The 2,781-nt window shown below is 39.9% G+C and carries 1 protein-coding gene and 1 tRNA gene; both read left to right on the top strand.

The window, feature by feature from the left end; all coding sequences use genetic code 11:
- Nucleotides 1-614 precede the first annotated feature (614 nt).
- On the top strand, nucleotides 615-2,288 hold the full coding sequence (locus D0T50_RS13400) for a putative transporter (RefSeq protein ID WP_163224032.1): 1,674 nt from the start codon (nucleotides 615-617) through the stop codon (nucleotides 2,286-2,288).
- 112 nt (nucleotides 2,289-2,400) lie between these two features.
- Nucleotides 2,401-2,475, top strand: a tRNA-Val gene (locus tag D0T50_RS13395).
- Nucleotides 2,476-2,781 lie beyond the last annotated feature (306 nt).

Here is a 2,781-nt window from a genome sequence, read left to right as displayed (position 1 = left end):
ATATGAATGACAACCTTTTTAGAATGAAAAGATATATTGCGACAACCTTTTTAGTAACAAGCAGTAAAAACTGACAACCACTTTCAGTATAAGTCATTGCACTGCATCCTTATCCGTTTCAAATACTCATTTTATACTCTTCACAACTGTGATGATATATCGTCACAATTGTGAAGAGATATCATCACATAGGTGAAGAGATATCATCACAGTTGTGAAGAGATGAATGTGGCACTTTAATTGATGCAACAATACAGTGGAAATGATGCAGCAATGCAGTGGCAAAAGTACAGTGTAACAGTACTTTAATATAGATGGGAGATATTTTGAAACTCGTTTTGGTTTAGTTGTAAATGAGGTTGCGATACGCGAAAATTTACCTGTGAAGACCTTGTGAAGGCTAAAATAGGGGGTCTTCACACGTAAGTGTTTAATGTAAAGCGGCTTACAGCGTTTTGTGAAGGTGAAGACCTATTCCCATAAACAAACACTAATATACATTGTTCTTGTATAAAATATTGTTTTCGCGTCTTATTACGGTTGAGTGATTATTTTGCTTACCTTTGCGCCCGAAAAAGGTTTTTTAGTTTTTTTGTATAACATAAATGATAGGTATGAACTGGTTGGAAAGACTGTTCTTTGGGGAGGGGGTTGCACATAGTGTACTGCTGTTTTCCTTGGTAATAGCGGCAGGTATTGCCCTTGGTAAGATCAAATTTAAAGGCATCTCGTTAGGAATCACCTTTGTTTTGTTTGTTGGAATTCTTGCTGGTCACTTCGGTATGAAAGTAGACCACGAAGTGTTGCATTTTATGAAAGAATTTGGACTTATCCTGTTTGTCTACTCGGTAGGGTTGCAAGTAGGTCCCGGTTTCTTCTCTTCCTTTAAAAAAGGTGGACTGCAATTGAATATGCTGGCTGCCGGCATTGTTTTCTTGGGGGTTGCATTAACGATTGTATTGCATTACGTCACCGACATTCCCATGCCTACTATGGTTGGAATCCTGTCGGGTGCAGTAACCAATACTCCCGGACTGGGTGCTGCACAGACTGCCTTTTTTGATACGAATGGCTATGCCGATCCTACCATCGCTATGGGTTATGCGGTTGCTTACCCGTTGGCAGTTGTGGGAATTATTGTCTCTATTATGCTTGTTAGGTTTGTGTTTCGCATTAATCTTGGTAAAGAAACGGCTCAACTGCAAGGCGCTTCTGTGGGCGAAACAAGCATTGAGTTAGTATCGTTGGAAGTAAGAAATCCTTCTGTTTTTGGAAGAACGATTAAAGATATCGCCTTGCTTCTTGATAATAAGAAATTTATTGTGACCCGCGTATTGCATCACCAAAATGAACATATAGAGATTGCTCAACCTACCAGTCTGCTAAACGAAGGCGATAAGATTTTTGTAGTAACCACACCGAAAGATAAAGATACCGTTGTTGCCTTTGTTGGTAAAACCATAGATATGCAGGAGAATGACTGGGCGATGCTCGATAAACAGATGGTTTCGCGCAGGGTGCTGGTAACAAACTCCTCTATTAATGGTAAATCTATCCGCGAACTGAATCTAAGAGGGAACTTTGGTGTTAATATAACCCGTATTAACCGTGCAGGAGTGGACTTGCTTGCCGACCCTGCTTTGCAGCTTCAAATGGGCGACCGTGTAACTATTGTGGGCGATTTAAATGCTATTCAAAGTGTAATCAAAGCACTTGGTAACCAACTGAAAATACTGAATGAACCTCACCTGACCCCTATCTTTATCGGAATATTCCTGGGGGTATTGTTGGGAAGTGTTCCATTTGTTTTCCCCGGCATTCCACAACCGGTTAAATTAGGCTTGGCGGGTGGACCGCTGATTGTTGCCATCCTGATGAGTGTGTTGGGTGCTAAATACAAATTGATAACCTATACCACCATTAGTGCTAATTTGATGTTGCGCGAAATAGGTATCTGTTTCTTTCTTGCCTGTGTGGGCTTGGGTGCCGGTGAGAATTTTGTAGAAACAATAGTGCATGGTGGCGGAATCAATTGGGTTGGCTACGGTGTTATTATCACTATGATTCCGTTGTTGGTTATAGGTTTCATCGCACGAAAAGCATTTAAGATCAATTATTATACGCTGATGGGATTAATGTCGGGTAGTATGACCGACCCTCCTGCATTGGCTTATGCTAACTCAATTTCGGACAATGATGCTCCTGCAGTTGGCTACGCCTCTGTTTATCCGCTTACCATGTTTTTGCGGGTTCTTTCGGCGCAGTTGTTGATACTCTTTTTCTTATAAGATTGCATCGTATAACCTAAAAAGTGATACTCTGCTAATAAAAAAGTCTTTATTTGTTTTGGCAGAATAAAATTAGTTGTATCTTTGCATCGCTTTTGAAACGAAAGTGTACGGGCGCTTAGCTCAGCTGGTTCAGAGCATCTGGTTTACACCCAGAGGGTCAGCGGTTCGAATCCGTTAGCGCCCACTACAAGAAAAGACCACCAGCGGTCGAAATAAAATCCTTCTAAACGTCTGTTTAGAGGGATTTTATTGTAATATACCTATCCTGTATTTCTATTTTTTATATTTTTGTCTTCGAGAAACCGTTTTTAATTTACTATAATAAATTAAGTTTGTTGTTATGATACTATTAGAGGCTATAGATGTTTCGCAAGTTGTAATTGCAGATAGTATGGATCAACGTAAAAACCTGAGGGATTTTATTTTTATGCATAAATATTTGTCAGCCTGTATATAAAGAATTCCCTTTCCCTTACTCCTCTGAACTGTG

Source organism: Bacteroides sp. 214 (assembly GCF_010501015.1).
GTDB lineage: Bacteria > Bacteroidota > Bacteroidia > Bacteroidales > Bacteroidaceae > Bacteroides.
The sequence above is the reverse complement of the archived record's forward strand: the minus strand, read 5'-3'. Positions and strand labels throughout refer to the sequence as shown.